The sequence below is a fragment of the Arthrobacter sp. MDT2-16 genome (assembly GCF_054510925.1).
In genome coordinates this window covers 86,016-111,619 of sequence record NZ_JBTNDP010000008.1, presented here as the reverse complement: position 1 = coordinate 111,619, position 25,604 = coordinate 86,016, and the positions used below count along the sequence as shown (strand labels likewise).

The following is a 25,604-nucleotide window of genomic DNA, read 5'->3' as shown; positions in this document are numbered from 1 at the left end:
ACGGGGAGTACTGTCATGGCACGCGAACTGGAACTCGGTCTCGATACCTTCGGGGACGTCACGCGCGGCGAGGACGGCCGGGCGCTCCCCTATCCGCAGGTCATCCGCAACGTCATCGCCGAGGCCGTCCTCGCCGACGAGGTCGGCGTCGACTTCATCGGTATCGGCGAGCACCACCGCGACGACTTCGCCGTCTCCGCACCCGAGACCGTGCTGGCCGCCATCGCCGGGCAGACGAAACGCATCCGGCTCGGTTCGGCCGTCACCGTACTCAGCTCCGACGATCCCGTGCGCGTCTACCAGCGCTTCGCCACCCTCGACGCGGCGTCCGACGGCCGTGCCGAGGTCATCCTCGGCCGCGGCTCCTTCACCGAGTCCTTCCCCCTGTTCGGCTACGACCTCTCCGACTACGAGCGGCTCTTCGAGGAGAAGCTCGACCTCTTCTCCGAGCTGATCAAGGAGGGACCGGTCACCTGGTCCGGCAGCACGCGCCCTCCGCTCGAGAACCACGAGGTGTACCCCAAGACCGAGGGCGGGCACCTCAGGACGTGGATCGGCGTCGGCGGAAGCCCGGAGTCCGTGGTGCGGGCCGCCCGTTACGGGATGCCGCTGATGCTCGCGATCATCGGCGGGGACCCCGCGCGCTTCGCGCCCTATGTGGACCTGTACCACCGTGCGCTCAACCAGCTCGGCCGGCCCACCCTGCCGATCGGCGTCCACTCCCCCGGGTACGTCGCCGACTCCGACGAGCAGGCCCGCGAGGAGCTGTGGCCGGACAACCGCATCATGCGCGACCGCATCGGCCGCGAGCGCGGGTGGGGTCCGACGACGCGCGCGGAGTTCGACCAGGAGGCCGACTTCGGCTCGCTCTACGTCGGCTCGCCGGAGACCGTCGCGAAGAAGATCGCGTCGACGGCGCGGACGCTCGGGATCGACCGCTTCGACATGAAGTACAGCGCCGGGCCCCTGCCGCACGAGAAGCTCATGCACAGCATCGAGCTGTACGGCACGAAGGTCATCCCCATGGTGAGGGAGATGCTCGCCTAGGAACGCCGGGGCGGACCGCCAGAACGCCCCGGCTTCGGTCTTTCTTCGGTGTTCTTTCGCCCTTGGACCCCGCCGCGTTTGAGTGGCGTCGACCAGAGTGGTTCCCAGGAGTCCAGCACTCCATCCGTCTTCCCGCCGGTTCCGGTCCGTCCACCGGAACCGGCGGGCAGCTTCACCAGGAATCAGTGGCACATCAGAGGAGCAGGCGTGACGACGATCGACCTTCCGTCCATCACCCCCGAGGCGCGGACCCGCCGGCACTCGCGCCACGCCGCTCCCGCCATCACACCTGCACCCGCACAACCGGCCGCCGTGATCGGGGCACCGGTGGCGACCGTGGAGCGTCCGTCCCCCCTCCAGCGCCTCGCGAGCCTCCTCGGCACCCTGCTCATGGTCGTCGCCGTGGTCGCCGTCCTGTTCTTCGCCATCGGCCCGCGCTTCTTCGGCTACCAGACCGCGACGATGCTGACCGGGAGCATGGCGCCCGACATCATGCCGGGCGACGTCGTCGTCACCACTCTCCAGCCCGTCGGCGAGGTCGCCGTGGGCGACGTCATCAGCTACCACATCCCCGTCGAGGACCACCGCGTGGAGACCCACCGCGTGATCGAGGTCGTCCGGGGAGCCGACGGCAGCACGGCGGTCCGCACCAAGGGCGACGCCAACGAGTCCGTGGATCCCTGGCTCGCGACGCTGGACGGCGACTCCGTCTACGAGGCCACGGCCGTCATCCCCGAGGTCGGCAACGTGATCCGCGCGCTGCGCACCCCTGCCGTCAGTCACGTCCTGGTCTACGGCATCCCGGCGGTCCTCGTGGGCTCCCTGCTCCTCATGATCTGGTCACGTCCGAAGGACGACGCCGACGACCCGACCGATGACGCCGCCGTCCCGGCGAACGCCCCGATCAGCCTCCACACCCACCGACCCGCGACCGACAAGGCCCTGATGTCCCAGCTTCCCGCGCTCGACCGGGCGATCCTCGAGAACCTCGGGGTGGAACTGTCCAGCCAGGCCGGGGCCCTCCAGTTCGCGGGGATGTTCGTCGACATGCTCCCGCAGCGCATCGGCGCCGTCGAGGACGCCTTCGCAGACCGCGACACCGACGCCGTCGTCGTCGCACTGCTCAGCCTCAACGTGAGTGCCTCGATGGTAGGGGCCCGCCGCCTCGAGGAGGCGGCATCCGCTGCGCTGGACCGGGTGGACGAGCCGGGCGACGCCGCCGCGCTCATCACGCAGCTGCAGGGCCTCGGGGTGGAATTTCAGGCCGCGCTGGGCGGCATCATCCGATAACCGACCCCGCGGACGGTCCGGATGAATCGCGGTGCCTTGGTGTCCTCTCCCAGCTTCTTCCGCAGGTTCCGGATGTGCACCTCCACGAGGTGCTGATCGTTGACCCAGCCCTCACCCCAGATGCGCGACAGCAGGGTCTCCCGCTGCCACACGCGACGCGGTCCGGAGACGAGCGTGGCCAGGAGATCGAACTCGATCCGCGTGAGCGGGAGCTCGATGCCGTCGAGCATCGCGATGCGGCCCTCGGGATCGATGGCGAGGGGCCCGTGGATCAGCAGGTTCTCGGTCTGCTCGGGGGCGGCAGGCGGTGCGGTGATCACCCCCGCCGCGGACTGCGACTCCTCCGCCGCCTCCGCGCCGGGCAGGGGCTGCGCCACGTTGCGGACAGTGCTCCTCGGCCGGCGGAACATGGCGTTCACGCGGGCGCCCACCTCGCGGGGGCTGAACGGTTTGACGATGAAGTCGTCGGCCCCGATCTCGAGGCCGATCAGGCGGTCGATCTCGTCCTGTCGCGCCGTGATCATGATGACGTACGCGTCGGTCAGCGGTCGGATCTGGCGGCACACCTCCACCCCGTCGATGTCCGGCAGGTTCAGGTCGAGGGTCACCAGATCGGGGTGGCGCTCTCGCACGAGCGCCACGCCCTGACGGCCGTTCTCGGCCTCGATGGTGGTGAATCCGCTCATTCCCAGGGTCATCACCAACAGTTGCCGCACATCGGCGTCGTCTTCGATGATGAGTGCGACTCGCGCTTGAGGGTCGGAGGTCATGGGTAACACACTGCCAGATGTCGGCACGACCACCGGGCAGATCGGCTCCGGCCTGGCGTTTCTCCAGCCGGTCCGCTATCCGTTCCGCGCGGGCGGGCTTCCCGAGCGTCCGACGAACGGGTGCGATCGTCGGCCCGCGACACCTCGATCCTGCAGGAACACTCGGGTGGATCGGGAACGCCATGCCCGTCGGTACCCTCTTCCTATGCTCAGAATCGTCGACCAGCTCCGGATGGTGCCGGAAGTGGCACGCCTCGCCGTGCGGGCGCCCCGCGACCCGGCCGAGGCATGGGAGGGCTACTGGAGCCGCGTGCGCACCACCGGCACCCGGGGTGAGGTGCTCTGGGACGCGGACATCGGCCCCGAGGCGGAGCAGTACACGCACGCCATCCGAAGCCACATGGACGGCAGCCTCCCGGTCATCGACGTCGGCTGCGGCAACGGACGATGGACCCGGTGGCTCGCAGGGCATTTTCCCTCGGCGCTCGGTGTCGACGTCGCCGACAGCGCCGTGGAGCGTGCCGCGCACGAATCGCGGGACCACTCCGCCGTCGCCTTCCGGGTGATGGACCTGACGGCCCCGGGTACCGGCAGACTGCTGCAGGAGGAGCACGGCGACGCGAACGTCTTCGTACGGGGAGTCTTCCACGTTCTGAAACCACGCCAGCGGGAACACCTCGGCGAGAACCTCCGGCACATCGTGGGCAGCCGGGGCCGGGTGCTGCTGACCGAGACGAACTACCGTGGCAATCCGCTGTCCTACATGCAGAGTCTCGGCGCGAAGCCGGGGAGCATCCCGGCCCCGCTCCGGAGAGCCATCGGCGGCATCCCGGTGCCCGGCCACTTCGGATCGGCGGAGCGTCGGGCGGCGTTCCCCGACGGCGTGTGGAGCGTCCTCGCGGACGGTGCGGTGACCATCGAGGCCGTTCCGATGGGTGGCCGGTCCAGCACCAGGATCCCCGGGTACTTCGCTATGATGGGCGCTCGCTGATCCTTGGTCTCACCGGGAACTCGGGGCCGTCCGGCCCGGAAGCCTCAGCGTCGTGAGGAGACAGGCCATGCCCGCACAGCCGATCGAGGGAGGCAAGGCCACGCTCGCCCTGCTCCCCAACGGGATCCTGCACCTCGAGTGGGAGAAGGACTGCACCATCACGGCGGACGACGCCCAGGCGGCCATGGTCGCGGTCAACGATCTCGCCGAGGCGGACGGGCATCCCATGCTCGTCGACATGGAGACCACGCGGACGGTCACCCGTGATGCCCGGGCGGTCTTCGCCACCCCGTGCGCCGCGTCGCGGATCGCCCTGCTCGGGTCCTCGCCCGTGGACCGGATGATCGCCAACTTCTTCCTCGGCGTGAACTCGCCACCCTGCCCCACCCGGTTCTTCACCTCGCGGCACATGGCCGTCGCGTGGCTGCAGAGCGGCGCCCACGAGCAGCCCGCGAGCGCCTGAGGCGCCTAGCCCAGGTGCACGGCCTCGTCGGACACCGTGAACTCGTCACGTGCGACCCTGATCATGAACCAGCAGACGGGCGATGCAAGGGCCAGCACCACGGCGGCGGCCAGGAACACCACGGAGTAGCCGTCCACGAGGGCCTGCAGCCCGCCGGCGGCACCCTCGGCCGTGCCGGTTCCGGCACCCACCGTGTACAGCGCGGTGAACACGGCCGTGCCGATCGATCCGCCGATCTGCTGCGTCGCGGTGACGGCAGCGCTGGCGACGCCCGAATCGCGGGGGGCGATCCCGAGCAGTGCGACGTTCTGGAGCGGGACGAAGATGAGCGCGAGTCCCACGCCCAGGAGGATCTGCGCGGGAAGCACCTCCAGCGCGTAGGAGCCGCCGACCGTGATGCGGCTGAGCAGCAGCAACCCGGCGGCAGCGACCAGCGGTCCTACCGTCATGAGGATGCGCGCCCCGACCGTCGGCAGGAGCCGCGAGACCACCCCGGCGCAGACGATGATGGCCACGGTCATGGGCAGAGATGCGAGTCCCGAGACCAGCGGACTCATGCCCAGGACGATCTGCAGATACAGCGTCAGGTAGAGCAGTGCGCCGAGGAGCGCGGCGCCGACGGCGATCGAGGTCAGGTAGGCGCCCGCCCGTGCCCGGTCCGTGATGATACGCAGTGGCAGCAGCGGATGCTGCGAGCGGGACTCGACGAGGATGAAGAGGGCCAGCAGCACGACGCCGAGGGCGAGGAACCCGAGCGTGTCGGCCCGGACCCAGCCGGCCTCGGCGCGGGAGAACCCGTAGACCACGGAGGCGAGACCGAGACTCACGAGGACCGCACCCGGTACGTCGTAGCGTGTGCTCCCCTCGGCGCGGCTCTCGCGGAGCACGGGCAGGCCGAGGGCGATGGCGACGACGGCGATAGGTACGTTCACGAGCAGGCACCAGTGCCAGCTGAAGTATTCGGTGAGGACACCGCCGAGCAGGAGGCCCACAGCGGCTCCGCCGCCGGCGATGGTGCCGTAGACCGCGAACGCCCGTACGCGGTCCTTGCCGCCGGGGAAGGTCACGGAGAGGATGGCCAGCGCAGCGGGGGCCAGCAGCGCGGCGAAGACGCCCTGGAGTCCGCGGGCCAGCAGGAGCGTCTCACCCGAGGTGGCTATTCCGCCGATGGCCGACGCGAGGGCGAAACCGGCCATGCCGACGATGAAGGACCGCTTCCTGCCCCAGAAATCGGCGATCCGGCCGCCGAGGAGCAGGAGCGCCCCGAAGGTCAGGGCGTAGAGCGTGACCACCCAGCTGCGATCGCTGTCGGACATGCCGAGCTCCGCCTGTGCCTGCGGAAGGGCGATGTTCACGATGGTGCCGTCGAGGACGACCATGAGCTGGGCGAGCGCGACGATGGCCAGCACGAGCCAGCGGTTGGCGGGGGCTTTCCTGGCGGCGTCGATGGTGGACGTACCGGATGAACCCGGAGTGGGGACGGACATGGATCTCCTCGTAGTGGTCTCGATCGAGAGTAGGTGCGCCCTCGGCCCTCAGTCAAACGAACTAGTTCGTTTGGGTATAGTGAAGGGATGCAAGCGACGACGGACGTACGGACCCGCATCCTGCTGGCTGCCAGGGTCGAGTTCGCCGCCTTCGGCCTCGCCGGCGCCCGGATCGACCGCATCGCGAAGGCAGCCGCTGCCAGCAAGGAGCGCCTCTACGCGCACTTCGCCGACAAGTCCGCCCTGTTCCAGGCCGTGCTGGACGCGGGTGCTGCCCGGTTCCATGAGGCGGTGGCGCTCGATCCGGCCGATGTGCCGGGGTTCGTGGGGGCCGCCTTCGACCACGCACACGAGTACCCGGAGATTCTGCGGATGCTGACCTGGGCGCGGCTCGAGGGCATGGAGTACGACCTCCCGGGAGGATCCCACCCGGACCGCAAGCTGGCGGCGCTGCGGGAGGCGCAGGACCACGGGCACGTCGACCCGTCCTGGGCGCCCGAGGAACTCCTCCCTCTCCTGTTCGGGGTCGCCCAGGCGTGGGTGCAGGCTCCGCTGGTGGCCCATGCGAATGCGTCAGGGACGCCCCTGGCCGCCCATCGGGCCTCCGCGGTGGAGGCCGCCCGGCGGATCATCCGGCCGAGGAGCTGACCTCCCGTCCGGATGCCCGAGGGCGCATAGGGACTCCCGACATCATCCGCCGTCGAGGCCGCTCAGAGACCCAGCGGCGGCACCGGCAGCCCGAACTCCCGCTTGAGGGCCAGCCGGGCCGCGTTCAGGCCCGCCATGCCATGGACGCCCGGTCCCGGCGGCGTGGACTGGGAGCAGAGGTAGACGCCCTTGATCGGCGTGGCCCAGGGCTGCAGGGACGGGACGGGCCGCGCGACGATCTGACGCAGGTTCACGGCACCGCTGCTGAAGTCGCCGCCCACGTAGTTGGCGTTGTACACCTCGAGGTCGCTCGCCGTCGTCGTATGGCTGCGCACGACGACGTCCCGGAAGCCGGGCGCGAACCGCTCGATCTGCGCCGTGATCGCCCCGGCCATGTCCTGGGTGGAACCGCGCGGGACATGGCAGTACGTCCACAGCGTGTGCCTGCCCTCGGGGGCCCGGGTCGGGTCGAAGGAGGACGGCTGGGACACGAGGACGTACGGGCTGTCCGGATGCGTGCCCTGCCTGACCTGCTTCTCGCCGGCGGCGATCTCCTCCCGCGTCCCCCCGAGGTGCGCCGTCCCCGCCCTATGCAGGTCCGGGTGCGTCCACGGCACCGGGCCGGACAGGATGAAGTCCACCTTGCACGCCGCGTTGCCGTAGGTGAAGGCCGACAGCGCGGCGTCGTAGACGGCGGGGAGTCGTCCGCGGGACATCGCCTGGAAGGTCTTCGGGGCGACGTCGAGGAGCACGACGCGCGCGTCCGACACCTCGGCCAGGGTCTCGATCCTGCTGTCCGTCACCACGTCGCCGCCGTGCTCGAGGAGGTCCAGCGCCAGGGCGTCCGCGATCGACTGCGAGCCGCCCACCGGGATGGGCCAGCCCACGGTGTGCGCGAGCAGGTTCAGCACCAGGCCTGCGCCGGCGCCGGTGAGGGCGGGCAGCGTCCCCACGGGGTGCGCCATGACGCCGGTGACGAGCGCGCGGGCCTCATCGGTGCTGAAGCGGCGGTTCCAGGTGGGCAGTCCCTGATCGAGGACCGCGAGGCCGAAGCGCAGCGCCGCCTCCGGCCGCGAAGGGATCCGCAGCACGGAGTTGAGTGTGAAGGCCAGGATGCCCTGCTCCCGCTCCGTGAGCGGCTGCAGCAGGCGGCGGTAGGCGTCGCCGTCCACGCCGAGTCCCTCCACCGTCCTCTCTAGGCTGCGGTGGGCGACCCCGGCCCGCCCGCCGTCCAGCGGGTGCGCGAAGGAGACCTCGGGGACGGCGAAGCCGATGCGCCGACTCAGTTCGAAGGCCCGGAAGAACGGTGAGGCGAGGGCCATCGGATGGACTGCGGAGCAGAAGTCGTGGAGGTGCCCCTCCTCCATGAGCTGGATGGACCGCGACCCGCCTCCCAGCGTCGGCGCGGACTCGTGGACCCGGACCGACAGTCCGGCGCGGGCCATGACGACGGCGGCAGCGAGCCCGTTGGGGCCCGCTCCGACAACCACGACATCTGGCATGGATCTCCTCTCCTGCCCGCCGGGGTCCGTCCCCGCCGGGCGCTACGTCTGCTCGGTGGTCGCGGTGGCTGCGGCAGGGGCCGCGGGCGCGGTGACCCCGCCGACCCTCCGCCCGGAGCGCCGCACGACCCCGGCGGCGTGCCGCACGAGTCCGGGAGCGCGCCGCCCGACCGCCTGCGCCGTTGCACGCGCCGTCGCCGGAGCCGTCCGGCGGGCGGCGAGCAATGCGGCGACGACGGCATACCGTGCCGGGTTGAGGGGGATGTCGTAGGTGGTGGGGACCACCACCACGTTCTTCGAGAAGTTCCGCTTGAAGGTGGTGACGTTCGCCAGGCCGGGGTAGTTCTCGCTGACGATGCCCGTGAGTCCGCATGCCGTATTGCCGGCAGCCTTCAGCACCCTGAACGCCTCCCAGAGCAGCAGGTAGGGCGCGAACGTCGAACGGGCCTCGTGCGTGCTGCCGGCGAAGTAGTAGACGGAGTACCCGCGGTACTCCGTGGTCATGAGCCAGCTCAGCGCCACGCCGTCGCGGTAGGCCACGAGCAGGCGCAGGTGGTCACCCAGGACGGTCAGCAGCGTCTCGTAGTACGCCGAGTCGAAGGACCGGAACCCGTCCCGTTCCGCGGTCTCCTGCATGATCGGGAACAGCTGTTCCGCGAAGACGATCCTCCATTCCTCCCTGGGAATGTGTCTGACCTCGACGCCGTTGCGTTGCGCACGCCGGATGCTGTTGCGTGCATTGGGACGGAAGCTCTTGAGCAGATCCGCCTCGGACGGCGTCAGGTCCACCACGATCTCCCGCTCGTACCATCCGTGCTCGATGGGGCCGGTCGCGGGTGGCTGCGGCGTGGCCACCTGCATCCTCACGTAGAGCGGGTCCACGGAGGGGTGGTCCCGGAACTGCCGGCGGACGGTCTCCATGAGCAGGCGTTCGGCCGCCGGAGTGCGCTCGGCGAACCAGACCGGACCATTGACCACCACCACGGATTCCCTGGACCGGCGGGCCACGTGCACATAGCTCGCGGTGGCCACGAGCGATCCGCCCGCATCCCTGTACGCCCAGATGCCCAGCGGCGTGCGCCCGAGCGCCCGCTCGAAGTCGACCCAGGCGGGGGTCTGCTCGATGGGGATCACCACCTCGGGGTGCGCGGCCGCGAGCGCCTCGAACCCGCTCGGGTCGACGGTGGTGTAGGTCAGGGGTGCTGCGCTCACAGATGATCTTCCGCTGGTAGTGGTCCCGGGAGGTGGTCCTGGCGAGGCTGGGCGCCCACGCCGTCCTGCAACCCTATCGGAGCCGGGCGGGCCGCGGCCCTGTCCGGGGGGCCGGCCGGCAGCCGCACCGCGGACCGCCGGGACACCCTGTCGGGTGCGCGGTCGGGTGCGCGGTCGGGTGCGCGGTCGAACGGCCCGGCGTGCGGATCGTCGATGCCGATCCGCCGCACCACGTCCCGCTCGGGGACGAGGACTTCTGCCACCACGACCACCATGATGTATGCAGTAGCAAGAATATGGGCGATGACTGCGCAGGCATACGTGCCGAGTCCCAGATTGTGCTCCGGCGCTCCGCCGCTGGTCTGGCCGCCCAGATAGAGCCAGACGGCCGCCCAGTGGAGGATCTGGACGAGTTGCCAGACGAACACCACGCGCCAGCGGGGCACGGCGAGCGCGATCAGGGGTACGAGCCAGAGGGCGTACTGCGGTGAATAGACCTTGTTGCACAGGATGAACGCACCGACGATCAGCAGCGCGAGCTGGGCCAGGCGGGGGCGCCGTGGCGCACGGAGCGCGAGGACCGCGATACCGGCGCAGGCGAGGAGGAAGAGGAGGGCGGCTCCGGCGTTGATCGCCGTGGGTGGCAGCACAGCGCCGCCGGTCTGGCGGGCCAGCGCGTTGTACACGTACCACCCGGAGGAGAACCCGGCGTCGCGCGTCTCGGAGAACGTGAGGAAGTAGCTCCAGCTTCGGAAGTCCCGCAGCATGAAAGGCACGTTCACGGCCAGCCACGCGGCGGCCGCACCGGCGAACGCCGCCACGCACGGCCGATACCGTCCCGTCCGCAGCGCCAGGACCAGCACGGCGCCGAGCAGCAGGACCGGGTACAGCTTCACTGCCGCGCCGAGTCCCCACAGGACGCCCGCGAGGACCGGATGGTTGCGTGCGAAGGCGAGCATCCCGGCCGTCGCGAGCAGCACGGCCCACAGGTCCCAGTTGATGGTCCCGGACAGGATGATGACCGGCGCGGTGGCCACGATGGCGGCGTCCCACGGGCGTCGGGCGGCGAGACGGAGCGTCGCCAGCACGGTCAGGATCCAGACGGCGCTGAGGAGCACCGCGTTCACATCGAAGTAGAGCAGCGACTTCGACCCGGGGTCGGCGCCACCGGCAGCGAGATCCACGAGGAACGCCGTACCGGAGGCGAGAAGGCCGAGGAGGACGGGGTACTCGAACAGTGCGCCGGGAGTGATGAACGGACGGACGCCTTCGCCGAGGCCCCGGCTCTGGAAGAGTTCGGTCCAGTCCGAATAGCACGCCCGGTAGAAGTAGTCGGGTGAGGCCCACCCCGCGGTGCGGCACGGGTTCTTGGCGATCACGGCGAGGACGGCCGACGCAACGGTGAGCAGGACGAGCACGCGCTCCACGGTGAACCAGAGAGGTGCCACGCGCCCCGGATCCGCGTGCCTGCCCAGCGGCCCGCCGGTCCCCTCCACCAGTGGCCGCAGCGCGGCATCGGCCCGGCTCGGGATACCGATGCGGTACGGTCCGCGCGCTCCCGTACCCGGCCTCATTCCCCGAGCGTAATGGTCCGGTGCCCCTGCTGGGGGCCATTCCGGAGCGCCCGGCGCGGCATTGCGCCGGGTCCCGGGAATGGGCACGGAGAAAAAGGGGTTGATAACGGAACGTAGACTGGCAATTCCTGCCGACCGCGCCGGGGCGACGACGGCCGGGGCATATTCATCGGGCTTTCGAGGAGAACTGTGGGACAGAACCCCATTCGCGTGGCAATCATTGGAGTCGGCAACTGTGCCGCGTCCCTGGTGCAGGGTGTGCACTACTACCGGGATGCTGACGCATCGGGGACCATTCCCGGCCTCATGCACGTCGAGTTCGGGAAGTACCACGTGGGGGACGTCCAGTTCGTGGCGGCGTTCGACGTCGACGGCAAGAAGGTGGGCCACGACCTCGCCGAGGCCATCGGGGCCAGCGAGAACAACACGATCAAGATCGCCGACGTCCCGCCCACCGGAGTGATCGTCCAGCGCGGCCACACCCTGGACGGCCTGGGCAAGTACTACCGCGAGACCATCGTGGAGTCGGACGAGGAGCCCGTGGACATCGTCGCGCAGCTCAAGGACTCCAGGGCCGACGTCCTGGTGTGCTACCTCCCGGTCGGGTCCGAGCACGCGGCGAAGTACTACGCGCAGTGCGCGATCGATGCCGGCGTCGCTTTCGTGAACGCCCTGCCGGTGTTCATCGCCGGTACCAAGGAGTGGGCTGACAAGTTCACCGAGGCCGGTGTGCCCATCGTGGGCGACGACATCAAGAGCCAGATCGGTGCGACCATCACCCACCGCGTGATGGCGAAGCTGTTCGAGGACCGCGGCGTCACCCTCGACCGCACCTACCAGCTCAACGTCGGCGGCAACATGGACTTCAAGAACATGCTCGAGCGCGACCGCCTGGAGTCGAAGAAGATCTCCAAGACCCAGGCCGTGACCTCCAACGTCAAGGCCGAGCTGCGCGCCGACGACGTGCACATCGGACCCTCGGACTACGTGGCCTGGCTCGACGACCGCAAGTGGGCGTTCGTCCGCCTCGAGGGCCGCAACTTCGGCGACGCCCCCGTCTCGCTGGAGTACAAGCTCGAGGTCTGGGACTCCCCGAACTCCGCCGGCGTCATCATCGACGCGATCCGGGCCGCGAAGATCGCCCTGGACCGCGGTATCGGCGGCCCGATCCTCTCGGCGTCGAGCTACTTCATGAAGTCCCCGCCGGAACAGTACGCGGACGACGTCGCCCACGAGAAGGTCGAAGCCTTCATCCGCGGCGAGATCGACCGCTAGGACGACCGGTGCCGGGCCGGGACGCGCTACGGCCGTCCCGGCCCCGTCGCGTCCGGGGCTGTCCCGGTACCGTAGCGCCTGATGGACTGGCTGGCCTGGGCGAGCGCGACGATCTTCAGGATCAGCTGGTTGTGCAGGTGCATGCCGATAGCCGCCGTGAGGATGAAGTCCTCCACGGTGTCCCGCAGGTCCGTCGCGGCCAGCTGGGCGGCGGCGATCGCGTCCGCCGCGCGGCCGTAGGCCTCCAGGACGTCGGCGTCCACCCCGACGCCGGCGGCGTCCATGACCGCGAGGTGCCGGTTCACCGCGGAACGTGCCTCGCTCCCCTCGTCCGGCCACGCTAGAGCCTGCACCAGCGCATCGCCCGCGGGCGAGGCTGCATCGGCATCGCCGTCGAGCCGGAGGACCACCGACTGCACCGTGGCGAGCAGGGCCAGCCTCCGGGACCGGGAGGTCTCGACGCCCGCCGAGGCCTCGACGATGCGACGGACGTCCTCCAGGCCCAGTCCCACGGTGGACCGCAACCCGTGGATCAGGCGCAGCCTGCGTACATGCCCGTCCCCGTAGTCGGCCCTCGTCGGATTGATCGCGACGCCGGGCTGCAGGAGCCCGGTGCGCAGGTAGAACTTGATGCTCGCGGAGCTGGTACCCGACTCCTCGCTCAGTTGCGCCAGTCGCACCGGCCTCTCCTCCCTCTTGCCGTCGGATAGGTGACCCGGCCCGTACTATCCGGATACCCAACATAGGATAGTCGAACTATCCTATTGGCATGGACTGGAACCCGCTCCTCGCGACCCATGTGGTCGCCGCTCTGTACGCGCTCCTGGTGGGTCCGATCAACATCCTGCGGCGCCGGCGCGACCGGGCCCACCACCTCCTCGGCTACACCTGGGCGGCGTCCATGTACTACGTCTGCGGCAGCAGCTTCTGGATCGTGACCGACGGCCACTACAGCTGGCTCCACGGGCTGTCCCTGCTCACCATCGTCACGGTCAGCCTCGGGATCATGGCAGCGGTGCGACGCGACATCCGTGCCCATGCCATGAACATGGCGGGCAGCTACCTGGGACTGCTCATCGCCTTCCTCTTCGCGGCGACGGTCCCCTCCCGTTCCATCCCGAGGCTGCTCGCCGACGATCCGGGCACGGCGTGGCTCACCGCGGCCCTCGTGGCCGCCGGCGTCACGGCCCTCTACCTCACGGTCCGGCCGCGACGCCGCCCCGTCGGGTCCCGCGAGCTGGGCGCGGGGGTGGGTGTGCCCTAGGTCAGCCCGACGGCGTTGCCCTCGCCGTCGACGTCCATCCGGAGTGCGGCCGGCTCCTTGGGCAGCCCCGGCATGGTCATCACGGACCCCGTGAGGGCCACGATGAAGCCGGCCCCGGTCTTGGGGATGAGGTCCCGGACGTGCACGGTGAAGCCCTTGGGGGCGCCGAGCAGGCTCGCGTCGTCGGAGAAGGAATACTGCGTCTTCGCCATGCACACAGGCAGGTCCGCCCACCCGTTCGCTTCGATCTCCTGCAGCCGCTTCAGCGCCGGCACGGAGAAGTCGACGCCGTCGGCCCCGTAGATCTCCTGCACGATGGTCCGGATCTTGTCCTCGACGCGGAGACCCAGAGGGTAGAGGTGCGTGAAGTCGACGGGCCGCTCGAGGGCTGCGAGGACCTTCGCGGCGAGGTCGTCGCCGCCGGGACCGCCGCCTCCCTGACCCCAGACATCGGCGACGGCTGCGTCGACGCCCTCGTCCGCGCACCATGCCATCAGCCAGTCGAGCTCCTCCGGTGTGTCGGTGCCGAACCGGTTGATCGCGACGACGGGCGAGATGCCGAACTTCTCGATGTTGCGCACATGGCGCAGCAGGTTGGGGGTGCCGTCGCGGAGCGCGTCCAGATCGGCTCGCGCCAGGTCGGTCTTCGCGACGCCTCCGTGCATCTTGAGGGCACGGATGGTCGCGACGACGACGACGGCGTCCGGTGCCACGTCCGCGGTACGTGCCTTGATGTCCATGAACTTCTCCGCTCCGAGGTCGGCGCCGAAGCCCGCCTCGGTCACCACGATGTCCGCGAGGCGCCGGGCCGTCTGCGTGGCGATGACGGAGTTGCAGCCGTGGGCGATGTTCGCGAAGGGGCCGCCATGGACGAGGGCCGGCGTCCCGGCGATGGTCTGCACGAGGTTCGGTTTGAGGGCGTCCCGGAGCAGCAGGGCCAGGGCCCCCTCGACCTGCAGGTCGCGGACAGTCAACGGCCTGCGGTCGAAGGTGTAACCGAACGTGATGTCGCCGAGCCGCTGCTTGAGGTCCCCGAGGTCCGTGGCCAGGCAGAAGACCGCCATGATCTCGGATGCCACGGTGATGTCGAAGCCGTCCTGACGGGGTGTTCCCTGGGCCGGACCCCCGAGGCCGATCACCACCTCGCGCAGCGCCCTGTCATTGACGTCCAGGACCCGTTTGAAGGTGATCCGGCGCGGGTCGATCCCGAGTTCGTTGCCCTGGTGGATGTGGTTGTCGATCAGGGCGGCGAGGGCGTTGTTCGCCGAGGTGATGGCGTGGAAGTCACCGGTGAAGTGCAGGTTGATCTCGTCCATGGGCAGCACCTGAGAGTAGCCACCACCGGTCGCGCCACCCTTCATGCCCAGGACCGGACCGAGCGACGGCTCCCGGAGGGCGATCATCACGCGCTTCCCGGCACGGGCGAGAGAGTCCGCGAGCCCGACGGTGCAGGTGGACTTCCCCTCGCCGGCGGGTGTGGGACTCATGGCGGTGACCAGGACCACCCGACCCGGAGTGGTGCCGGACGGCAGGAGTCCGGGGTCGATCTTCGCCTTGAAGCGGCCGTGGAACTCGAGAGAATCCCGGGGGATCCCTGCAGCAGCGGCTATGTCCTCGATGGGTCTGACCGCGGCGGCGCGGGCAATCTCAAGATCGCTCATGCGGCCAACCTATCAGCGGACACCAGTCAGGCCGCCGGCAGTCCAGCACGTTCGAGGACGTAGGCGATGAGCGGGGCGTACAGTCCGGGGGTCACGTTGTCGTCGAGGGGGACGGCCACCTCCACCTGGCCCTGCGCCTCGGAGACGAACAGTCCGGGATCATTGCAGTCGGCGAACCCGAGCGTGGGGATACCAGAGCTGGCGGCCTGTCCGGCCCACCCGTGATCAGCCACCACGAGGTCCGGCATCGCCGCACCGTTCGCGGTGAGGGTCTCGAGGCTCAGGCGCATGGGTTCGGGGAAGTGGGTGTGCATCAGCCCGCCGTGCTGGTGCCAGACGAGGACACCGAACACCTGCCGGATGTCCCCTGCCCCGAAGTGCCGTCCCTCGGGGACCTGCACCACGACGGCGCCCGCAGCGGCGACCGCGCGGGCGAGCGCTGCGTGGACGGGCAGCAGGCCCGCGGGGTGCCCGGTGGCGAAGAGGATGCGCTCACCCCGGCGCGCCGAGGCTCCGAGGCGGTCGGCGAGACGGTCGAGGGCGGCGACGCACTTCATCGCGTCGATGGTGTCCTGCCCCTCGGTGTGGCTCCGGTCGGGGCTCGTGCCCACGCGCTCGTGCATGAGGTCGAAGACGTCGTCGAACGACCATTCCCGCGTCAGTTCCACACCGAACCCCAGGTGCTCGTTGCCCTCGAGGAACAGGCGCATGTGCTTCAGGTTGTCCTGCCGGGTCGTGGCGACCTCGCCGGTGATCTTCACGGAATCGAGGTAGTCGGCAAGCTCGGCGGTATTCACCCTTCCATCGTAGGGGCGACGGCGGGGGCCCTCAGCGCGCGGCGGCGGTGGGAAAGCGGTCGACGGCGGTGCGGTACGTCTGTGCGGTGAGTAGGGCCGTGCGCTGCCAGCCGAAGGCGAGCGCATGGGTCGCCGCCCCCCGTCCGAGCGCTGCCCGGAGGTGCACGTCGTCGTACAGCCGTTCGAGGGCGTCCGCCCAGGAGCCCGCGGAGTGGCCGTCCACGAGGAGTCCGCTGCGTCCATCACTGATGGCCTGCGGGAGGCCGCCGACGTTCGCCGCGACCACGGGAGTGCCGCAGGCCTGCGCCTCGAGTGCCACCAGCCCGAAGGACTCGCTGAAGGACGGCATGACCACGGCGTCGGCGGCCCTGAACCACTGCGCCAGGTGAGCCGCCGTGACCGGCGGGTAGAGCCGGACGGCGCCGGTGAGGCCCGCCCGGTCGATGGCGGGCTGGAGTGCGAGCGCCTCGGATCCGCTGCCCGAGCCGAGGATGCTCACGGCGAGCGGGATGTCCGGCCTGCGACGGCGCAGCTCGGCGGCCGCCGCAACGAGGACCTGGGGACCCTTGAGCTTCTGGATCCTGCCGGCGAACAGCACGTGGAACTGGTCCTCGGGGAACGCGAGGGCGGCGCGGGCGGCGGCGCGGTCACCGGGGTGGAAGGTCGACAGATCCACGCCGGGCGCCACGACGTCGATCCGGTCCGGTGACGCGCCGTACAGCGAGACCAGCTCGGAGGCTTCGGTGGTGGTGTTGGCGATCAGGCGTGCCGCCCCGGCGACGATGTCCAGTTCGCCCGCGACCCTGTCCGCGGGCTCCGGCGAGGTCATGGCCCTCATGTGCCGATTCTTGACCTTCGCCATGGTGTGCATCGAGTGGACGAGCGGGAGGTTCATCTCACGGCTGAGGGTGAGACCCACGGTGCCCGACACCCAGTAGTGGGAGTGCAGTACGTCGAAGTGACCGTCGGCCAGGAGGTCGGCGACGTCGGTGATCGCGTCGGCCAGCGTCTCCGTGAGATCGGGCAGGGTCTCCTTCGGGATGCGCCGACGCGGCCCGGCCTCGAGGTGGTGGACCAGCACGCCGTCGGCGAGGGCTTCCCGGCGGGGCCGGCCCTCTCCCGCGTCCCGGGTGAAGATCTCGACGTCGATCCCCACTCCCGCCAGTTCGAGCGCCGTACTCCTGACGTAGACGTTCATCCCACCGGCGTCGCCCGCCCCGGGCTGGTCGAAGGGCGAGGTGTGCAGGGACAGCATGGCTACGCGCCTGACGCCGGACACATCCTCTCCTCTCCGACCGGTTGGGACAGGGCCGGTCGGGCCCTTCTGACCCTATAACGCGGCGTCCTCGCACTGCATTCCGGGGATGCCCGCGACAACGGAGCATCCGGGCGCCTCGGCGGACGGTGCTTTCCAGGGAGAAGCCCGCGCCGGAAGCGCGGGCTTCTCCGGTGGGTACTCCGGGGGACGCCGAAGGGGGCGTGCCTCCGGTGCAGTGCCGTTCACTTGATGTACAGGGTGTGGTTGGGCAGCAGGTAGCGCTGGCAGGCGTCACGGGAACCATGTGACGGGGCAGCCAGGATCCGTCCCCACAGCTCGAGGCCGTTCCGCCATCTCCTCAGCATGATCTGCACCTCCTTCCTGGTGTGGAACGCGGGCATGGGTGCCGGCAGGACTCCCGGCAGGTCCCGCAGGTCCTGTAAAGGGGTGATGCCGTGCGGGAGGGGAGTCAGTGACCCGCTCATGATGAATTCGCCATGCGCTGGAATAGCAGGATCGGGCGTCGTGGCGGTCGATACAGGTTCATCCGTGAATTGGGCAGGATGAAGCCGTGAATTGGGCATGATAAAACTTTCTACGCGTGGAACGGCAGGAATGAGCCAGAAATGGCAGGAGGAGAAAGCCGCCGATAAAGGTGGACGAAAGGAAGCCGCGCACGGATGCGAGGTGACACGGGGTGAACCGGCAGCTGCCGGTGCGCAGACTTCCTAGTGCGTACGGAGGACGAAGGCGGGATCGGTGCTGCGGGCAAAGGCTCCGCTGAGCATGGTATTCACGATCTCCACCTCCATTTCGTCGATAACGCGGTCGGACGGCCCGGACGTTCCCCCGATGTTCGGGTTGGGAACGCCCAATGGCACATGAGTTAAGCTACCCCACCGAATAGGCGCGAGGATAGCCCTGGGCCCGAATTAATTGGTCGAGTTCTTTCGGGTGTGAATTCGGTTCCGTGTCGGACGCCGGTCAGAGGTTCCAGTGCACGATCGCGGGCGTCCGCTTGTCCCAGCCGAGCGCGCAGACCGCGGCCGTACCGAGAACCAGGTGGCGACCCTCGATCGCGCCCAACTGCAGCCAGCGGGCTGCGACGATCCGCAGGAAGTGACCATGAGCGACGAGCAGGGCATTCTCCACCGGCGTCGCTGCGGGGTCGCGGTCCGCGGGTGTGCCGCAGCCTGCCTGTACGCGGGCGATGACGCGGTCCGCCCGCTCCGAGACCTGATCGAGCGTCTCCCCGTTGGGGACGCCGTCGTTCCAGATGAGGTACCCCGGGTTCTCCTCGCGGACCGTTGCGCTGTGCAGGCCCTCGTTGTCGCCGTAGTCCCACTCGTGCGCGAACGGCAGGACCTCGGCGTCGGGGAAGCCGGCGAGCTCGGCGGTGCGGACCGCACGCTGCAGGGGCGAGGTCACCACGAGGTCGAAGTCCACGCCCTTGAGATGGTGGCGGGCGGCGAGCGCCTGGTCCTCCCCGTGCTGCGTGAGCGGGAGGTCCGTGAGGCCCGTGTAGCGGCCGTCCCTGGACCACTCGGTCTCCCCGTGCCGCAGGAGCCAGAGCTTCGGGAGCGGCGTACCGGTGGGCGTGAGGTCCGGTGCTGCGGCGCCGGTCATGGGCGTCATGGTGTGCTCTCCTGGGATTCGGGCTGGTCGCTCCACCATCGGCGGAGCGCGGTCTCGGCCTCAGCCGGGCCCTGGGGCCCGTGCTCCATGCGTTCCTCGAGGAGGAACCGGTAAGCACGCCCCACCACCGGACCGGGGCGGATGCCGAGGAGCGCCATGATCTGTTCACCGTCGAGGTCCGGGCGGATCGAGTCCAGCTCCTCCTGCTCGGCGAGCGCCGCGATCCTCTCCTCGAGGTCGTCGTAGGCGAAGGCGAGGCGCTCGGCCTTGCGGCGGTTGCGGGTGGTGACGTCGGAACGGGTGAGGCGGTGGAGCCGCTCGAGGAGAGGGCCGGCGTCGTTCACGTACCGCCGCACCGCGGAGTCGCTCCAGCCGGCCTCGCCGTAGCCGTAGAACCGCATGTGCAGTTCCACGAGACGGGCGACGGCCTTGATGGTGTCGTTGTCGAACCGCAGCGCCCGCAGGCGCTTGGCGGTGAGCTTGGCGCCCACGGCGTCGTGGTGGCGGAAGCTCACGGCACCGCCCGGCTCGAACTTCCGTGTGGCGGGCTTGCCGATGTCGTGCAGGAGCGCGGCGAGGCGCAGGACGACGTCGGGTGCCGGCACAGCGCCGTCGTCGCCGGTCTCGAGGGCGCAGGCCTGACGCAGGACGGTCAGCGAGTGCTGGTAGACGTCCTTGTGACGGTGGTGCTCGTCCGTCTCCAGGCGCAGCGCCGACACCTCGGGCAGCACGTGCTCGGCGAGGCCGGTCTCCACCATCAGGTCGATCCCGGCGTCGGGCGCCCTGCCCTCGATGAGCTTGACCAGCTCGTCGCGTACGCGCTCGGCGGAGATGATCGAGATCCGCTCGGCCATGGATTCCATGGCCTCCGCGACCTCGGGTGCAACCGTCACGCCCAGCTGGGACGTGAACCGCGCGGCACGCATCATGCGGAGCGGGTCGTCGGAGAACGACGACGACGGCGTGCCGGGCGTCCGCAGGACTCCGGCGTGGAGGTCGCGCACACCGCCGAAGAGGTCGACGAGTTCGAGGGAGGGCAGCCGCAGCGCCATGGCGTTGATGGTGAAGTCCCGGCGGAGGAGGTCGTCGTCGAGGCTCGTGCCGAAGGCGACCACAGGGTTCCGGGACGCCGGATCGTAGGCCTCGGCACGGTAGGTGGTGATCTCGATCTGGTGGCCGTCCTTGCGGAGCCCGATCGTGCCGAACGCCCGGCCGATCTCCCAGTGGGCGTCGGCCCAGCGCCCGATGACCGCGAGGGTCTGATCCGGATCGGCGTCGGTGGTGAAGTCGAGATCGGGTGACACCCTGCCGAGGAACAGATCCCGTACCGGCCCGCCGACGAGCGAGAGTTCGTGCCCTGCAGCGCCGAAGAGTTCCCCGACCTCGAGGACCACGGGAGGAAGGGGTGCGGTGAGTGTCGAAGTGTCCAGCAGGTGCGCCATAGTCCCTTAAGGGTGCCAGATCAGTCACGGTTTCCCACACCTCGGACAGCCCATGCGGATGCTGTACGAACGCGCGTGCGACGCGTCGCACCGTCATCGACCCCTCTTAAAGATCGTTAGAGTGGTCTGCATGGACCGACCCGTTCCAAGTGCTCCCAAGCGCACCCCGTTGACCGTGTCAATGGGAACCACGGGTATGCCTGCCGTGCAGCACCAGCTGCCCACGGTGGAGGAGGTGTCCGCCGGCGGGATCGTCGTGGACACCACGAAGGAGTCCCTCGACGTCGCCATCATCGCCCGCCTGAACCGTGGTGGACGGCTGGAATGGTGCCTGCCGAAGGGCCACCCGGAAGGCATGGAGAACAGCGAGAAGGCGGCCGTCCGCGAGATCGCCGAGGAGACCGGCATCGAGGGCAGGATCGTCTCGGCGCTGGGCAGCATCGACTACTGGTTCACGGTCAGCGGCCACCGTGTGCACAAGACCGTCCACCACTTCCTGCTGATCGCGACCGGCGGTTACCTCACCATCGAGAACGACCCGGACCATGAGGCCGTCGACGTCGCGTGGGTCCCCCTGCATGAACTCGGCCGGCGGCTCTCCTTCCCCAACGAGCGCCGGATCGCCGATCTCGCCCGTGAGGTCCTGCCCGAGCACCTCTGAGCAGTGCACACGTCCCGGACACCGTCGTCGCCTCCCAGAAATGAGACGATGGAGAACGATGTCCGACACCAATACAGCCTCGACCCCCCTGCAGGATGCCGGACAGCCGGTCCGTGATGATCCCCCGACTCCGAGCAGCGGATCCACAGCACGCTCGAGCGCCATCATGGCCGCTGGGACGCTCGTCTCGCGGGTCCTCGGCCTGGTCCGGGTGGCGCTGCTCGCCACCGCGATCGGCGCCGCGGGTCAGGTGTCCGATCTCTTCACCTCGGCGAACAACCTGCCGAACTTCATCTACCTGATGCTCGCGGGGGGCGTGTTCAACGCCGTCCTGGTGCCACAGATCATCCGCGCGAGCCGGCAGCCCGACCGCGGGTCCGACTACGTCAGCAGGCTCCTCACGCTCGCGGCCGCCGCGCTGCTCGTCCTCACCGTGCTCGTGACGCTCGCGGCACCGGTCATCGTCAGCGTGACGACGAGTTTCACGGGACCCAACCTCGCCCTCACCACGGCCTTCGCGTACTGGTGCCTGCCGCAGATCTTCTTCTACGGCATGTACGCGGTGATCGGTCAGGTCCTCAATGCCAACGGCTCGTTCGGCCCGTACATGTGGGCGCCGGTCGTCAACAACATCGTGTCGATCGCCTTCCTGGTGGTCTTCATCGCCGTGGTGGGGACGGAGCAGGTGGAACGGCACAGTCCCGGGACCTGGACGTCGGGGCAGACCCTGCTGCTCGCGGGCGGGACGACGCTCGGCATCATCATCCAGGCGCTCGTGCTGTTCGTCCCGCTCAAGCGCCTGAACCTGGGCCTGCGGCCGAGATTCGGTGTCCGCGGGACAGGGCTCGGACGGACCGGGAAGCTCGCGTCCGTCACGATCGTGACCATGCTCATCGGCAACGGGCTCTACCTCGTGAACCTGCGGGTCGCCACGATGGCCTCCGATGCCCGGCCACGGTTCCTCGCGCAGGATCCCCCCGTGCAGATCGCGGGCTCGACGAACCTCGAGTTCGGCGCCATGGTGTACCAGCTGCCGCACGCGGTGATCGCGCTGTCCCTCGCCACCGTCATGTTCAACCAGCTCTCCGCCGCCCACGCCGACGGCGACCTGCCGACTGTGCGCTCCACCCTGTCCCAGGGGCTGCGCATCATCGGGGTTGCTACCGTCTTCGGTGCGGCGGCCCTGCTCACGTTCGCCGGACCCCTCGGCATGCTGTTCAGCGAATCCGCCGAGAGCGCCGCCCTGAACGGTGTGATCATCGCGATCCTCGCCGTAGGAGCACCGTTCCTCAGCGCGAACTTCTTCCTGAACAGGGTGTTCTACGCGAGCGAGGACGTGAGGACACCGCTCAAGATCCAGATCGTCCTGTCCGTCGTGGGCGTCGTGTTCGCCCTCGCCGCCGGCATGTTCGACCCCCGGCTCATCGTGCCGTTGCTCGCTGTCGCCTACTCCCTCGGCAACGTGATCGCCGTCGTCGTCAGCCACCTGTTCCTGACCAGGTCCATCGGCCACTACGGTGCCGGGCACGTCTTCGACGTCCACGTGCGGCTCACGATCGCGGGGATCGTGGCCGCCGTCGTCGGGACCGCGCTGTGCTGGGCGTTCGGAGGTTACGATGCCGCAGGTTTCCTCTGGCAGTCGAAGCTCAATGCCGCAGTGGTGCTCGTGGTCGGCGGGCTCGTGATGTCGGGGGTCTACCTGGGGATGCTGAAACTGCTCCGGATCACCGAACTGAGTGAGTTCGTAGGGCCGCTTCTCGCGCGGTTCCGGCGCAGCGGCGCTCGCCCGTCCAGCCCGGGAAACGTGTGACTGACCGGTAGCATGGAGAGAAATCAGCCAGGGTCCGCCGGGAGGAACTCGTGCCAGAAGCAGTAGACGTGGGTTCAGTGCTGGGTGGTCGCTACAAGGTGACCGCCTACGTGCTGGCCTCTGCTGAGAAGGACCTCGTGCTCGACGGCATGGACCAGGTGCTCAACCGGCCTGTCAGCATCCTCGTCGCGTCGGCCGGCAACGCCTCCCAGGTCGCCACGAGCGCCCGGGAACTGGCCACCGGCGACAGGATGGGCAGCATCCAGGTCCTCGATCTCGGCATCACCGAAACAGGTACCTACCTGGTCACCAATCGCGCCCCCGCGGCGGACATGCTCGACCTCATCGTGCAGCAGGACGCACCGGTCGAGCACAAGCCGTACGTGGAGCCGTTCTTCACGGACACCCTCGGGTCCGAGATCTTCGGCCGCCCGCGGTCCACGGAGCCGGAGACCTACGACTACGAGGACCAGTACGAGGACGACGAGGACACCCGGCACCAGCGGAAGTTCCGACTCTCCGGCCTACCCTGGCGACGGGGCCGGCAGGAACCGGAGGACGAGCAGCAGGACGAGACCTCCGATCTCCCTCCCGTCGCAGCGGATCCCGTCCCTGAGCACAGGCCCACGGCGCACCTCGTCCCGCCGCCCCCCAGCCGCCGACCGGTCGGTGCGTCCCCTGCCGCCTACCGCGAGGATCCGGAGGAGCAGACCGGTGAGTCGCGTCCCGTCCGTGCGCCGGTGACGGCGGGCGTCGCCGGCGGCGCTGCAGCTGCAGCGGCCGTGGCCGTACAGCCTGAGCGGGCCGCCTCGCGCTTCCCCCTGTTCGACCGCGACGAGGATCGGGATGCCCACGACGGCTCGGACGGCGTCGACGGCGGTTCGGACGACGTCGACGACGACAACGACGGCGGTGGGCGCACGTTCACGCGCGTCCTCGTCGGCGTGGTGCTCAGTATCGTCCTGGTGATCGCCGTCGTGCTCGCTGCGACGACACTCGGATCGCTCGTCGGCGGCCAGGACTCTGTTGCCGACGGTACGCAGCAGACCCCCGGTGCTGCTGCGAGCGAGGACCCCACCACCGTGCCCGCCACACCGACGGCCGAGCCGGTGGTCGAGGCCGTTCCTCCCGTCATCACCGGCATCACACGACTCGTCCCGGACAATCCCGGGCTCGACGCGGGCAATGACCGCACCCTGCCGCTGATCATCGACGGCAATCCCACGACGTACTGGGGAAATCAGGTCTACGCGAGCGACACCTTCGGCGGCCTGGCGACGAGCATGGCGCTGGTGGTGGAACTCGAGGAGGAGTCGACCGTCTCGCAGGTGTCCATCGACCAGCTCAACGGCGCCGGTGGTACCTTCACGGTCTCGCTGAACGATGCACCCACGCTCGACGGTGCCCGTCAGATCACGCGGAGCGGCTTCACCTCGCCGACGGTGAACCTTCCCGTCCCGGCCGGTGCGGAGGGCCCTGAAAAGGCCCGATTCGTGATCATCAATTTCACCCAGCTGCCGCGGCTCTCCAATATCCAGGCACAGTTCCCCTTCGGTGTCCGGATCGCTGAGGTCCGGGTCACCTGACCGGACGGTGATTCCCCGACCAGCGGTCCTCCCGACCGCGCCGTCGGGCGTGCTCGGACGGTCCAGTCGGCGGAATATCCATGCATGTGGTTCCGTTGAGGAGAGTGTCCGCGGATATGCCCGATGCGGCCGTATCAGCGCATGAGAAGACAGAAAGGTCTTTACCCATCGTGACAACGCAAACCGACGTCCAGCTCGACACGCCCACTGCCGACGGCTCCGGCGGCGACTCGAAGATCCACGACGTGATCATCGTCGGATCCGGCCCCTCCGGCTACACCGCTGCGGTGTACACCGCACGCGCGAATCTCAAGCCGATCATGCTCGCGAGCTCGGTCAAGGCCGGTGGCGAACTCATGAACACCACCGACGTGGAGAACTTCCCCGGCTTCGCCGACGGCGTCATGGGTCCCGATCTGATGGAGCAGTTCGAGAAGCAGGCGCGCCGCTTCGGGACCGAGATCCTCTTCGAGGATGTCGTCTCGGCCGAACTCTCCGGCGAGGTCAAGAAGCTCACCATCGCCACGGGCGAGGAGTTCCTCGCCCGTGCCGTCATCATCTCCACGGGCTCCGAATACCGCGAGATCGGCCTCGAGGACGAGAAGCGGTTGTCCGGCCATGGCGTGAGCTGGTGTGCCACGTGCGACGGATTCTTCTTCCGCGACCAGGACATCGCCGTCGTCGGTGGTGGTGACTCCGCCATGGAGGAGGCCCTCTTCCTGACGAAGTTCGCCCGTTCCGTGACCGTGATCCACCGCCGCGACACGCTGCGTGCCTCCAAGATCATGCAGGACCGCGCCTTCGCCCACGAGAAGATCCGCTTCCTGTGGAACTCGGAGGTAGTGGGCATCCACGGGGCGGATAAGGTCACCGGGGTCAAGGTGGCCAGCACCGTGGACGGTTCCACGGCCGATCTCGACGTGACGGGTATCTTCGTCGCCATCGGCAACGATCCTCGCGTCGACCTCGTCAAGGATCAGCTCGAGCTCACGAGCGAAGGAACCATCGCGGTGCAGGGTCGGACCTCCAAGACGTCTCTCGCGGGCGTGTTCGCGGCGGGTGACGTGATCGACCCGACGTACCGCCAGGCCATCACGGCTTCCGGCAGTGGCTGCGTCGCCGCCCTCGACGTCGAGCACTATCTCGCCGACACGGTCAGCCTTTCCCAGACGGCTGCCCGGGTCCCGACCCCGCCGGCCGAAGCAGTATCCGAATCAGCTTCCCTCTGATC

The 25,604-nt window shown here is 69.2% G+C and carries 23 protein-coding genes; 11 read left to right on the top strand and 12 right to left on the bottom strand.

Annotated elements, in window-relative coordinates:
- Positions 1 to 15: 15 nt before the first annotated feature.
- Together ACX80N_RS14305 and ACX80N_RS14300 are read left to right on the top strand one after the other, a co-directional pair.
- The gene (locus ACX80N_RS14305; RefSeq protein ID WP_105032199.1) at positions 16 to 1,047 is read left to right on the top strand and encodes an LLM class flavin-dependent oxidoreductase; all 1,032 of its coding nucleotides are present in this window, start codon (positions 16 to 18) and stop codon (positions 1,045 to 1,047) included.
- 207 nt (positions 1,048 to 1,254) lie between these two features.
- Positions 1,255 to 2,337 (top strand): signal peptidase I, encoded by a 1,083-nt coding sequence (locus tag ACX80N_RS14300; RefSeq protein ID WP_459339921.1) that lies wholly within the window; start codon positions 1,255 to 1,257, stop codon positions 2,335 to 2,337.
- On the opposite strand, the gene ACX80N_RS14295 is transcribed toward ACX80N_RS14300, so the two are convergent.
- Complete coding sequence (locus tag ACX80N_RS14295; protein WP_459339920.1) at positions 2,307 to 3,107, bottom strand: response regulator transcription factor; 801 nt, start codon at positions 3,105 to 3,107, stop codon at positions 2,307 to 2,309. The genes ACX80N_RS14300 and ACX80N_RS14295 overlap by 31 nt on opposite strands.
- 205 nt (positions 3,108 to 3,312) lie before the next feature.
- On the opposite strand from ACX80N_RS14295, the gene ACX80N_RS14290 reads away from it, so the two are divergent.
- Complete coding sequence (locus ACX80N_RS14290) at positions 3,313 to 4,098, top strand: class I SAM-dependent methyltransferase (protein WP_105032201.1); 786 nt, start codon at positions 3,313 to 3,315, stop codon at positions 4,096 to 4,098.
- 67 nt (positions 4,099 to 4,165) lie between these two features.
- A complete protein-coding gene (locus ACX80N_RS14285) occupies positions 4,166 to 4,561 on the top strand; it encodes a DUF7793 family protein (protein ID WP_105032202.1) in 396 nt (131 codons plus the stop codon).
- Between the two features lie 5 nt (positions 4,562 to 4,566).
- Here the strand turns inward: ACX80N_RS14285 and ACX80N_RS14280 are convergent, their stop codons facing one another.
- The gene (locus tag ACX80N_RS14280) at positions 4,567 to 6,048 is read right to left on the bottom strand and encodes an MFS transporter (protein WP_459339919.1); all 1,482 of its coding nucleotides are present in this window, start codon (positions 6,046 to 6,048) and stop codon (positions 4,567 to 4,569) included.
- A gap of 87 nt (positions 6,049 to 6,135) precedes the next feature.
- Here ACX80N_RS14280 and ACX80N_RS14275 point away from each other — a divergent pair, with 87 nt between their 5' ends.
- Positions 6,136 to 6,696, top strand: a complete 561-nt coding sequence (locus ACX80N_RS14275) for a TetR family transcriptional regulator (protein ID WP_459339918.1) — start codon at positions 6,136 to 6,138, stop codon at positions 6,694 to 6,696.
- A 62-nt stretch (positions 6,697 to 6,758) separates the two neighbouring features.
- Here ACX80N_RS14275 and ACX80N_RS14270 read toward each other — a convergent pair whose 3' ends face one another.
- Genes ACX80N_RS14270 through ACX80N_RS14260 form a run of 3 tightly spaced genes read right to left on the bottom strand, consistent with a single transcriptional unit; the run spans position 6,759 to position 10,984 of the window.
- The gene (locus tag ACX80N_RS14270) at positions 6,759 to 8,198 is read right to left on the bottom strand and encodes a phytoene desaturase family protein (protein ID WP_459339917.1); all 1,440 of its coding nucleotides are present in this window, start codon (positions 8,196 to 8,198) and stop codon (positions 6,759 to 6,761) included.
- A gap of 42 nt (positions 8,199 to 8,240) precedes the next feature.
- Positions 8,241 to 9,410: a lipid II:glycine glycyltransferase FemX gene (locus ACX80N_RS14265; protein WP_459339916.1), complete on the bottom strand. Its 1,170-nt coding sequence runs from the start codon at positions 9,408 to 9,410 to the stop codon at positions 8,241 to 8,243.
- On the bottom strand, positions 9,407 to 10,984 hold the full coding sequence (locus ACX80N_RS14260) for a glycosyltransferase family 87 protein (RefSeq protein WP_459339915.1): 1,578 nt from the start codon (positions 10,982 to 10,984) through the stop codon (positions 9,407 to 9,409). The genes ACX80N_RS14265 and ACX80N_RS14260 overlap by 4 nt, the downstream gene beginning before the upstream one ends.
- Positions 10,985 to 11,173: 189 nt before the next feature.
- On the opposite strand from ACX80N_RS14260, the gene ACX80N_RS14255 reads away from it, so the two are divergent.
- Positions 11,174 to 12,259, top strand: a complete 1,086-nt coding sequence (locus ACX80N_RS14255; RefSeq protein WP_105032207.1) for an inositol-3-phosphate synthase — start codon at positions 11,174 to 11,176, stop codon at positions 12,257 to 12,259.
- 26 nt (positions 12,260 to 12,285) lie between these two features.
- On the opposite strand, the gene ACX80N_RS14250 is transcribed toward ACX80N_RS14255, so the two are convergent.
- Positions 12,286 to 12,939 carry a MerR family transcriptional regulator gene (locus tag ACX80N_RS14250; protein ID WP_459339914.1) on the bottom strand — a complete coding sequence of 218 codons (654 nt, stop codon included), beginning with the start codon at positions 12,937 to 12,939 and terminating at the stop codon, positions 12,286 to 12,288.
- 89 nt (positions 12,940 to 13,028) lie between these two features.
- Here ACX80N_RS14250 and ACX80N_RS14245 point away from each other — a divergent pair, with 89 nt between their 5' ends.
- Positions 13,029 to 13,523, top strand: a complete 495-nt coding sequence (locus tag ACX80N_RS14245; protein WP_459339913.1) for a DUF2306 domain-containing protein — start codon at positions 13,029 to 13,031, stop codon at positions 13,521 to 13,523.
- On the opposite strand, the gene ACX80N_RS14240 is transcribed toward ACX80N_RS14245, so the two are convergent.
- The 6 genes from ACX80N_RS14240 to ACX80N_RS14215 all read right to left on the bottom strand — a co-directional run bounded on the left by ACX80N_RS14240 (position 13,520) and on the right by ACX80N_RS14215 (position 20,316).
- Positions 13,520 to 15,184 carry a formate--tetrahydrofolate ligase gene (locus tag ACX80N_RS14240; protein WP_459339912.1) on the bottom strand — a complete coding sequence of 555 codons (1,665 nt, stop codon included), beginning with the start codon at positions 15,182 to 15,184 and terminating at the stop codon, positions 13,520 to 13,522. The two genes, ACX80N_RS14245 and ACX80N_RS14240, sit on opposite strands and share 4 nt — an antisense overlap.
- 26 nt (positions 15,185 to 15,210) lie before the next feature.
- Complete coding sequence (locus ACX80N_RS14235; protein WP_459339911.1) at positions 15,211 to 15,981, bottom strand: phosphatase; 771 nt, start codon at positions 15,979 to 15,981, stop codon at positions 15,211 to 15,213.
- Between the two features lie 31 nt (positions 15,982 to 16,012).
- Positions 16,013 to 17,260 (bottom strand): D-inositol-3-phosphate glycosyltransferase, encoded by a 1,248-nt coding sequence (gene mshA, locus ACX80N_RS14230; RefSeq protein WP_459339910.1) that lies wholly within the window; start codon positions 17,258 to 17,260, stop codon positions 16,013 to 16,015.
- Positions 17,261 to 17,481: 221 nt separating this feature from the next.
- Positions 17,482 to 17,724 (bottom strand): hypothetical protein, encoded by a 243-nt coding sequence (locus ACX80N_RS14225; RefSeq protein ID WP_459339909.1) that lies wholly within the window; start codon positions 17,722 to 17,724, stop codon positions 17,482 to 17,484.
- 499 nt (positions 17,725 to 18,223) lie between these two features.
- Positions 18,224 to 18,874 (bottom strand): histidine phosphatase family protein, encoded by a 651-nt coding sequence (locus tag ACX80N_RS14220; RefSeq protein ID WP_240615162.1) that lies wholly within the window; start codon positions 18,872 to 18,874, stop codon positions 18,224 to 18,226.
- Positions 18,871 to 20,316: a CCA tRNA nucleotidyltransferase gene (locus ACX80N_RS14215; protein WP_459339908.1), complete on the bottom strand. Its 1,446-nt coding sequence runs from the start codon at positions 20,314 to 20,316 to the stop codon at positions 18,871 to 18,873. The genes ACX80N_RS14220 and ACX80N_RS14215 overlap by 4 nt, the downstream gene beginning before the upstream one ends.
- Before the next feature lie 130 nt (positions 20,317 to 20,446).
- Between ACX80N_RS14215 and ACX80N_RS14210 the strand changes: the two genes are divergently transcribed.
- The 4 genes from ACX80N_RS14210 to trxB all read left to right on the top strand — a co-directional run bounded on the left by ACX80N_RS14210 (position 20,447) and on the right by trxB (position 25,602).
- Positions 20,447 to 20,977 (top strand): NUDIX hydrolase, encoded by a 531-nt coding sequence (locus ACX80N_RS14210; protein ID WP_459339907.1) that lies wholly within the window; start codon positions 20,447 to 20,449, stop codon positions 20,975 to 20,977.
- Between the two features lie 58 nt (positions 20,978 to 21,035).
- Positions 21,036 to 22,787: a murein biosynthesis integral membrane protein MurJ gene (gene murJ / locus ACX80N_RS14205; RefSeq protein ID WP_459339906.1), complete on the top strand. Its 1,752-nt coding sequence runs from the start codon at positions 21,036 to 21,038 to the stop codon at positions 22,785 to 22,787.
- Between the two features lie 68 nt (positions 22,788 to 22,855).
- Positions 22,856 to 24,373 (top strand): hypothetical protein, encoded by a 1,518-nt coding sequence (locus tag ACX80N_RS14200; RefSeq protein ID WP_459339905.1) that lies wholly within the window; start codon positions 22,856 to 22,858, stop codon positions 24,371 to 24,373.
- 236 nt (positions 24,374 to 24,609) lie between these two features.
- Positions 24,610 to 25,602 carry a thioredoxin-disulfide reductase gene (gene trxB / locus ACX80N_RS14195; protein ID WP_459340011.1) on the top strand — a complete coding sequence of 331 codons (993 nt, stop codon included), beginning with the start codon at positions 24,610 to 24,612 and terminating at the stop codon, positions 25,600 to 25,602.
- Positions 25,603 to 25,604: the final 2 nt, after the last annotated feature.

Coding starts and splice junctions, on each gene's coding strand:
- ACX80N_RS14225 (WP_459339909.1), bottom strand. CDS start 17,724: ATGAGCGGGTCACTGACTCCCCTCCCGCACGGCATCACCCCTTTACAG.
- ACX80N_RS14245 (WP_459339913.1), top strand. CDS start 13,029: ATGGACTGGAACCCGCTCCTCGCGACCCATGTGGTCGCCGCTCTGTAC.
- ACX80N_RS14280 (WP_459339919.1), bottom strand. CDS start 6,048: ATGTCCGTCCCCACTCCGGGTTCATCCGGTACGTCCACCATCGACGCC.
- ACX80N_RS14210 (WP_459339907.1), top strand. CDS start 20,447: ATGGACCGACCCGTTCCAAGTGCTCCCAAGCGCACCCCGTTGACCGTG.
- ACX80N_RS14275 (WP_459339918.1), top strand. CDS start 6,136: ATGCAAGCGACGACGGACGTACGGACCCGCATCCTGCTGGCTGCCAGG.
- ACX80N_RS14295 (WP_459339920.1), bottom strand. CDS start 3,107: ATGACCTCCGACCCTCAAGCGCGAGTCGCACTCATCATCGAAGACGAC.
- ACX80N_RS14220 (WP_240615162.1), bottom strand. CDS start 18,874: ATGACGCCCATGACCGGCGCCGCAGCACCGGACCTCACGCCCACCGGT.
- ACX80N_RS14260 (WP_459339915.1), bottom strand. CDS start 10,984: ATGAGGCCGGGTACGGGAGCGCGCGGACCGTACCGCATCGGTATCCCG.
- murJ (WP_459339906.1), top strand. CDS start 21,036: ATGTCCGACACCAATACAGCCTCGACCCCCCTGCAGGATGCCGGACAG.
- ACX80N_RS14285 (WP_105032202.1), top strand. CDS start 4,166: ATGCCCGCACAGCCGATCGAGGGAGGCAAGGCCACGCTCGCCCTGCTC.
- ACX80N_RS14215 (WP_459339908.1), bottom strand. CDS start 20,316: ATGGCGCACCTGCTGGACACTTCGACACTCACCGCACCCCTTCCTCCC.
- ACX80N_RS14240 (WP_459339912.1), bottom strand. CDS start 15,184: ATGAGCGATCTTGAGATTGCCCGCGCCGCCGCGGTCAGACCCATCGAG.
- ACX80N_RS14290 (WP_105032201.1), top strand. CDS start 3,313: ATGCTCAGAATCGTCGACCAGCTCCGGATGGTGCCGGAAGTGGCACGC.
- ACX80N_RS14305 (WP_105032199.1), top strand. CDS start 16: ATGGCACGCGAACTGGAACTCGGTCTCGATACCTTCGGGGACGTCACG.
- ACX80N_RS14270 (WP_459339917.1), bottom strand. CDS start 8,198: ATGCCAGATGTCGTGGTTGTCGGAGCGGGCCCCAACGGGCTCGCTGCC.